Source organism: Castellaniella daejeonensis (assembly GCF_039523555.1).
In the GTDB taxonomy this organism is placed as follows: Bacteria; Pseudomonadota; Gammaproteobacteria; order Burkholderiales; family Burkholderiaceae_B; genus Castellaniella; species Castellaniella daejeonensis.
This window is the reverse complement of the sequence record NZ_BAAAFN010000008.1, coordinates 204,604-212,489: the sequence shown is the minus strand read 5'-3', so window position 1 is coordinate 212,489 and position 7,886 is coordinate 204,604. Positions and strand designations below refer to the sequence as shown.

The window sequence follows — 7,886 nt, the reverse complement described above, 5'->3', positions numbered from 1 at the left end:
TAGGGGTTAACCCGAGTGCCTGGCGGCGAAGAAACGAGACTATAGCACGCTTTTTAAAGCGGGTGCAAACCTTCCTGAAAAATTCTTTGCACTCTCCTATGAAACGATGTCCGGGACATCCGGGCTGCCTCTCTGCCAACCCCGCCGGCTGCAATCGCCCCGGGCTCACAAACCCGCGCTCGGCCTGCCCCCACCAGGGCCACCGCCATCCCGCCTTGCGTCCGAGGTGATAAATTGACGTGCAATGCTCATCAACGAATAAAAGAACAATCCACCATGTCCGGCAGCGAAGACATCCTCATCAACGTCACCCCATTCGAAACCCGTGTCGCCCTGACGGCCCAGGGCGTCGTGCAGGAACTGCACATCGAGCGCAGCATCCAGCGCGGCCATGTCGGCAACCTGTACCTGGGGCGCGTCGCCCGCGTGCTGCCCGGCATGCAGAGCGCCTTCGTGGACATCGGGCAGGAACGCGCAGCGTTCATCCACGTCGCCGACCTGCGCCAGAACCGCCACGTCCGCACCGGCAGCGACCATGCGCAACAGACTCCCATAGAGAAACTGCTGTTCGAAGGCCAGCCGCTGCTGGTGCAGGTGATCAAGGATCCGCTCGGCACCAAGGGTGCACGGCTGTCGACCCACATCAGCATAGCCGGGCGAATGCTGGTCTACCTGCCGCATGAACCGCACATCGGCATTTCCCAGCGCATCGGCGACGAGGCCGAGCGCAATGCGCTGCGTGAACGGCTGCTGGCGCTCAGGCCGGACGACGAGCCCGGCGGCTTCATCGTGCGCACCCAGGCAGAGGATGCCAGCGACGAAGAGCTGGCGGCCGACATCGCCTATCTGCGCACGCTGTGGGCCAATATCCAGGCCCGCATCCGCCAGGCGCCGGCACCTTCGCCCGTCTATGTGGAGCCGACCCTGGCGCAGCGCGTGCTGCGGGACATGGTGACGCCCGAGACAGCCTCCATCACGGTCGACTCGCGCACGGTGACCCAGGAACTGATCGAATGGGCGCAGCGCTATACCCCGTCGGTGGTGGACCGCATCCATCACTACAGCGGCAATCGTCCGCTGTTCGACACGGCGAACGTGGATGAAGAGATCGCCCGGGCGCTTTCACGCCGCGTGGACCTGAAGTCGGGTGGTTACCTGATCATCGACCAGACGGAGGCCCTGACCACCGTGGACGTGAATACGGGAGGCTTCGTCGGCGGGCGCAATTTCGACGACACGATCTTCAAGACCAACCTGGAGGCGGCGGTGGCCATCGCCCGGCAGCTGCGGCTGCGCAACCTGGGCGGCATCATCGTGCTGGACTTCATCGACATGGACGATCCAGGGCACCAGGCTTCCGTGCTGGCCGAACTGAACAAGGCCCTGGCACGCGACCGGACCCGCACGACGGTCAGTGGCTTCAGCCAGCTCGGGCTGGTGGAAATGACCCGCAAGCGCACCCGCGATTCACTGGCGCACCAGCTCTGCGAGCCCTGCCCCACCTGCGAATCGCGTGGCACGGTACGCACGCCGCGCACGCTGTGCTATGAAATCCTGCGGGAAATCCTGCGCGAGGCGCGCCAGTTCGACCCCAAGGAATTCCGCATCGTGGCCGCGCAGCCCGTGATCGACCTGTTTCTGGAAGAAGAAAGCCAGCACCTGGCGCTGCTGGGCGACTTCATCGGCAAGCCGATCTCGCTGGAGGTCGAGGCCGGCTACAGCCAGGAGCAGTACGACATCGTGCTGCTCTAGCCGCGCAGCCATGGCCGTCGGGCCATGGCTGCAGGGCGGCTACTCGCCGCCGTCATCCATCTTGTTTTCCCACTTGCTGCTGGCTTCGCAGGAATCCGGCTGCAGCATGGCGGTCATCATCTTGTGGACCCGGTCCATCTGGCCCGCCCGGTAGCTGTAGGCCCGGACATTGATGCTGCGGTTGTGCAGCAGCGTCAGGTCGAGCACGACGCTGCTGTCCCAGCCGGCATCGGGCGTCGGGCGATAGACGACGCGTCCGAAGGCGGACTCGCCGGGCACCATTTCGAAGGTATAGGTCTCGTGGCAGACCGCCGCATGCCGGAACAGATTGCGCTGGACCCCTGCGAAATCGATGGGCAGGCGGCGGCGCTCGGTGACCTGATAGCGGTCGTTTTCCAGCTGCTCGATGGTCAGGCCGGTGGGTGCGGCGCAGGCTGCCAGCACGGCCAGCGAGGCCAGGGCGAATGCGGTTTTCATGACGATCTCCGTGAGGCCTCGCCGTCGCCGGCGGAACCGGGGGCCGGGGGCGCCGGGGGTTGAGGGAATTCTGGACCGGCCTGCGCAGCGGGGGTGTCGGATGCCGGCTCGGTCTCTTCGCGGAACTGCAGGCGATACAGGCTGGCGTACAGGCCGTCGGCAGCCAGCAGCTCGGCGTGGCTGCCCTGCTCGACGATGCGGCCGCGGTCGAGGACGACGATGCAATCGGCCTTCTGCACCGTGCTGAGCCGGTGAGCGATCACCAGCGTCGTGCGGCCCGCCATCAGGTGTTCCAGCGAGGCCTGCACCTGGCGCTCGGATTCATTGTCGAGGGCCGAGGTCGCTTCGTCGAGAATCAGGATCGGCGCATTCTTGATCAGGGCCCGGGCGATGGCCAGGCGCTGGCGCTGGCCGCCCGAAAGCGCGCTGGCATTGCTGCCGACCTGGGTATGAATGCCTTCGGGCAGCCCGTCGACGAATTCCTGCAGGCTGGCGGCCTGAAGGGCAGCGAGGATGCGGTCCTCGGGCACTTCGCCCAGGGCGCCGTAGGCAACGTTTTCCGCAATCGTGCCGTCGAACATGACGACATCCTGGCTGACCAGCGACAGCTGGGAACGCAGGGCGCCAAGCCGCAATTCGCGCACGTCGATGCCGTCGATCAGCACCTGGCCGCTGGTAGGTTCGACGAAACGCGGCAGCATGTTCACCAGCGTGGTCTTGCCACTGCCCGAGCGGCCCACCAGTGCAACCGTCTGGCCGGCGCGGACCGTGAGCGTCACCTGGTCCAGGGTGTCCCTGGCCGCGTCGGGGAAACGGTGCGTGACGGTCCGGAAGGCGACCTCGCCGCGCAGGCGGCCCTGGATGTCCCGGGTGCCGGTGTCGGACTCGACCTGCTCGTCGATCAGGGCAAAGACGCTTTCGGCGGAGATCAGCATGCGCTGGGCCGCCCCGGCGATGTTGGTGAGCCGCTTCAGGGGATCGAAGATCTGCCCCAGCGCTGCCATGAAGGCCGCAAAGCTGCCCACCGTCAGGCCATGGTGATTGGCCTGGTACAGGGCCACGGCGACGACGCTGGCCACGGACAATGCAACGAAGAACTGGGATATCGGCGACATGGCCGAATCCGCGCTGGCGGCGCGCATGGCGAAGCGGCGCAGGCGGGCGTTGACGTAGGCAAAGCGCTCGCGCTCGCGCGCATAGCCGTCGAACAGCTTGATGACCCGCTGGCCGGCGATGCCTTCGGATACCACGCGGGTCAGTTCCGCGTTCATGTTGATCGTGTCGCGGTTGATGCGCCGCAGGCGGCGGATGAAATAGCGCCCCGTCAGGACGGACAGCGGCAACATCACCAGCACGATCAGGGTCAGTTGCCAGGACATGTACAGCAGTACCGCCAGCAGGGCCACGACCGTCAGGGATTCGCGCACGATGACTCGGATGACCTCGGTCGACAGGCCGCTGACATTGCCCGCATCGATGGTGAAGCGATTCAGCAGGCGGCCATGGTCCCGCGCACGGAAGGTTTCGTCGGACATGCCCAGCAGGCGCTCGAACATGTCGCGGCGCAAGGCCAGCAGCATGTTGTTGGCCACCCAGGACATCAGGTAGGTGCCCCCGAAGGTGCACAGGCCGCGCAGCAGCATCAGGCCGACGACGGCCAGGGGGATGGACCAGATATAGTCGGGCTGCGCACCGGTGAAGCCTTCGTCGAGCAGGGGCTTCATGATGACTGCCAGCAGCGGCTGGGTGGCCGAGGCGATGCTGAGCAGCACCAGGGCAAGCAGGCCGACCTTCCAGTCGCGACCCAGGCGAACGTAGATCTGCCGCCACAGTTCCAGCCGCACGGGGCGGCTGTCCGAGGGATGGTCGGTCGTGGTCTTCACCCGGCACGCTCTCTTATATACTTTGGGAACCACGCATTTTAGCCCGTTCGCGCCTTCGGACCGCGATCGATGCAGGAGCCGCCGCGTTGACACCCTCCCCCAGCACCGCCCTGTACGTCCGCCTGCCCAACTGGGTCGGCGACGTCTGCATGAGCCTGCCCAGCCTGGAAGCCCTGCTGGATACCGGCCTGCCCGTCGTGGTCTGCGCCCGACCCTGGGCGCAGGACCTGCTGGCCGCCTATCCGCTGGCGGGATTCATCCCCATGCGGGGCTCGTGGCGCGCCGACCGCGCCGCCGTGCGCAATGCCCGCCGGCAGGCGCAGATCGGACGGCCCCTGGGCCTGCTGCTGCCCGATTCCCTTTCCAGTGCGCTGGTGTTCCGCTTCGCGGGCATTCCCTGCTGCGGCTACCGCGACGACGGCCGCAGCCTGATCCTGCGCTGGCCCTGCGCCAAGCCGGCCGGCCCCTTGCACGCGGTGCAGTCCTGGTACCTCTTGACCCGCCATGCGCTGACGCAATGGCGCCTGCCACTGCCTCCCGCCCAACCCGCGGAAGAACTGCGCTGGCGATCGGCCGTCGCCCACGAAGACGAGGCAACCCGGGTCCTGGCGCAGGCGGGATTGGCCAGCGGCGGTTACGTGCTGATAGCCCCCACGGCCACGGGCCTGCACAAGGGCCGCGTCAAGGTCTGGCCGGGATTCGACAGCCTGACCCGTTCTCTGCAGGCACATGGACTGACGGTCGTCATGGCGCCTCCCGAAGCCGAGCGCCAGGCGGCACGTGAAGCCGCGCCCACCGCGCTGCTGCTGCCTCCACTGGGCCTGGGCGCTTTCGCCGCCCTCGCACGGCGGGCGGCATTGGTGATCTGCAACGACTCCGGGGTTTCCCACCTGGGCGCCGCCGCCCAGGCCCGGCAGATCACGCTGTTCGGCGTCACCGACCCCGCCCGCACCGGTCCCTGGTCCAACCGGGCTGTGCGCATGGGCCGCATGGACGCCTGGCCCCCCGCCCCCGAAGTCCTGTCCACCGCGCTGAACCTTCTCGACACGCCGCCCGACGCATGACGATCACAGCTTTTCTCGGCAACCTGTTGATTCCCCTGAACCTGTCGGTCACCCTGCTGGTGCTGGCCCTGATCCTGTTCATCCTGCGCTGGCGCAAAACAGCCGGCGCCCTGGCGGTCGGCGCCCTGTCGTGGGTGCTGTTCTGGTCCCTGCCGACGTCCTCGCTGTGGGCGGGCGGCCTGCTGGAGCAGCGCTACCCCTACGCACCGGCGGACATGATGCCGACGGCCCAGGCGATCGTCGTCCTGGGAGGCAATACCGCCAGCGGCCGGCGCAACTGGTTCGAACCCTATGACCGCGACACCGCGATCCTGCGCACCGATACGGCGGCGCAGCTGTACGCGGCCGGCCGCGCACCCCTGGTGGTCGTTTCAGGCGCAGCGCTCGATGGCGGGCTGAGCGAGGCATCGATGATGGCGGCGGCCCTGGAGCGCGACGGGGTGCCCGCCCAGGCCATCGTGAAGGAAAACCAGAGCGACACCACACGCGAGAACGCGGTCTTCACGGCCCGGCTGCTGCGTGACCGGGGCATCGACCGGTTCCTGCTGGTGACGTCCGCCTTGCACATGCCTCGTTCCATGGCCAGCTTCCAGAACCAGGGCCTGGATCCGATCGCAGCGCCTTCCCCGCCCCAGATCGTGGTCCCGGAAGACCCCGATTTCTCATTCTGGCTGCCCGATCTGCACACGCTCAATGCCAGCCGGTCGATCATCAAGGAATATCTGGGCCTGCTGGTCTACTGGGCCCGCGGCTGGGCCTGAATCCACCTTCCGCCGGCCGCGGGGCACCGCGCACCGGACGGGGTCCGGGCTTTTCAGGATGCAGCGCCGCGTTCCAGCAGGATGTCGGCGTACAACTGCAAATAGCGGCGGGCCACTTCGGGCCAGGCATGGCGGGCCGACACGTCCATCGCCCCGGATCGCAGCCGCTCGCGCAGATCCGCGTCCGTGCGCACCCTTTCGATCGCCTGCGCCAATTCATCCGCCTGCTCGGGGTGGCTGAGGACCAGGGCCTCGGCATCCGGCTGGACGTACTGGGCGAAACCGCACCAGGGGGCGGGACTCAGGATGACCGGCAACCCGAAGGACATGGCTTCCAGGGGCGCCATGCCGAAGCTGTCGTTCAGGGTGGGATGCACGTATAGATCGGCGGCCTGGTAATACGGCACGACCTGGGATGTTTCCGCCACCAGATGCACCCGGGCACGCACCGATTCCGGAGCGCGGGCCACGCTCTCGCGCGAGGCCGCGTTGGCCCCCACCACCAGCAGCCGTACATCCTCGGGCAGGCTGGCCAGCGCCTGGAGAACGGTGGGCAACCCCTTGCGCATCGGATTGCGGGCCACCAGCAGACACAGCGTGCCGTCGGCCGGCAAACCCAGCTCGGCCCTTATCAGGCGGCGCTGCTCTGGCGTGACCGGCTCGGCCTGCGCCACGCCAGGCGCAATCACGGGGGCGGCCAGCTCGGGGCCGTAGGCCTGCGCCAGCTGGTGAGCGATCAGTTGCGAGACCGCCACGATCCTGTGGCCCGGGCGCGGCGCCATGCGCCGGGCCTCCAGGCCCAGGTACGTCCGGACCCGGGGACTGAGGCGCGACAGCCAGCGCTTGAGGCCCGGCATGGGCTGCACCCGCCAGCGGTAGCGCACCGGCGTGACGTGCACGACCTCTACATCGCCGCACCAGCCATTCATGTGGGAATGCACGATGTCATAGCCCTTGCGCGTGGCGCTCGCCGCACGCCGAGCGAACAGCCAGACCCGGATCCAGCTGGGCCAGCGTCTGCCGACCACAATCGGCCGGAACGGCAGCTGCAGGTCGCAGGCGGGATCGTATTCGCGGGCGAAGACCGTGATCCGATGGCCTGCGGCAGCCAGCTCCCGCATCAGCGCGACACCATAGGCTTCTGCCCCGCCATAACGGTTGCCGAAACGATCGACGACGAAAGCGATGGAGAGCGGAGATTCAGCCATGCGCGGAGGCCTCGGCCTTGCGGCGGCGCCTGTCTTCGAGTTGCGTCATGCATTTCTGCAGGAAACGGACAAGATGGGTCGACCGCACGACCGCCACGCGCGGCAACGCATAGGGATCGTCGTCCCGGCGCGCCAGGCCGCGCGCCGTGGTGGTGGCGCTGTCATAGCCGGCTTCGCGGACGATATCCGCCAGCGCGGGCGTGAACTTGCCGTAGGGGTAGCAGAAGGCTTTTACCGGCACGCCGGCGATCTGTTCCAGCGCATCGCGCGAATCGCGGATTTCGTTGACGGCCAGTTCCGGCGAGATCCGCGGCAGGACAGGATGGTTCAGGGTATGCGAGCCGACCTCGTGGCCGGCGGCCGCCCAGGCCCGCACCCCGGCGGCATCCATCAGCGGCGATGGCGGCACGCCCTCGTCGGCATCCCAGACATTGCTGCCCCCCAACTGGCGGGCGACAAAATAATTGGTGGCCTCGAATCCGCATTCCTCGAGCACCGGCACCGCATTTTCCAGCACATTGGCATAGCCGTCGTCGAAGGTGATGCCGACGACCTTGCCGTGCTTTTCCCCACGCAGGTAAGGCCCGAGCCTGGCCATCGACAGCCCCCGGTAGCCCAGGCGCCGGAGCCACAGCATCTGGCGGCGGAAATCCCGCGGATGCACGGTAAGCCCCCGGTAGGGCGTACCGCGCGGCCCGGGTTCCCCGATCTGATGGTACATGAGGATAGGGATCATGGACG

The 7,886-nt window shown here is 67.4% G+C and carries 7 protein-coding genes; 3 read left to right on the top strand and 4 right to left on the bottom strand.

Translation table 11 applies throughout. The annotated features are described in order from the left end of the window. Nucleotides 1-276 precede the first annotated feature (276 nt). On the top strand, nt 277-1,752 hold the full coding sequence (rng, locus tag ABD022_RS05825) for a ribonuclease G (RefSeq protein WP_343820424.1): 1,476 nt from the start codon (nt 277-279) through the stop codon (nt 1,750-1,752). A 39-nt stretch (nt 1,753-1,791) separates the two neighbouring features. Here rng and ABD022_RS05820 read toward each other — a convergent pair whose 3' ends face one another. Together ABD022_RS05820 and msbA are read right to left on the bottom strand one after the other, a co-directional pair. Continuing rightward, nucleotides 1,792-2,229 (bottom strand): hypothetical protein, encoded by a 438-nt coding sequence (locus ABD022_RS05820; RefSeq protein WP_325127465.1) that lies wholly within the window; start codon nt 2,227-2,229, stop codon nt 1,792-1,794. Beyond that, the gene (gene msbA / locus ABD022_RS05815; RefSeq protein WP_343820422.1) at nt 2,226-4,112 is read right to left on the bottom strand and encodes a lipid A export permease/ATP-binding protein MsbA; all 1,887 of its coding nucleotides are present in this window, start codon (nt 4,110-4,112) and stop codon (nt 2,226-2,228) included. Before msbA ends, ABD022_RS05820 begins: the two co-directional genes overlap by 4 nt. Before the next feature lie 149 nt (nt 4,113-4,261). On the opposite strand from msbA, the gene ABD022_RS05810 reads away from it, so the two are divergent. Next, complete coding sequence (locus ABD022_RS05810) at nt 4,262-5,176, top strand: glycosyltransferase family 9 protein (RefSeq protein ID WP_343820434.1); 915 nt, start codon at nt 4,262-4,264, stop codon at nt 5,174-5,176. Beyond that, complete coding sequence (locus ABD022_RS05805; RefSeq protein ID WP_325124034.1) at nt 5,173-5,937, top strand: YdcF family protein; 765 nt, start codon at nt 5,173-5,175, stop codon at nt 5,935-5,937. Before ABD022_RS05810 ends, ABD022_RS05805 begins: the two co-directional genes overlap by 4 nt. Before the next feature lie 53 nt (nt 5,938-5,990). On the opposite strand, the gene ABD022_RS05800 is transcribed toward ABD022_RS05805, so the two are convergent. Continuing rightward, nucleotides 5,991-7,145, bottom strand: a complete 1,155-nt coding sequence (locus ABD022_RS05800; protein ID WP_343820420.1) for a glycosyltransferase family 4 protein — start codon at nt 7,143-7,145, stop codon at nt 5,991-5,993. Next, the gene (locus tag ABD022_RS05795) at nt 7,138-7,881 is read right to left on the bottom strand and encodes a polysaccharide deacetylase family protein (protein WP_343820418.1); all 744 of its coding nucleotides are present in this window, start codon (nt 7,879-7,881) and stop codon (nt 7,138-7,140) included. Before ABD022_RS05795 ends, ABD022_RS05800 begins: the two co-directional genes overlap by 8 nt. Nucleotides 7,882-7,886 lie beyond the last annotated feature (5 nt).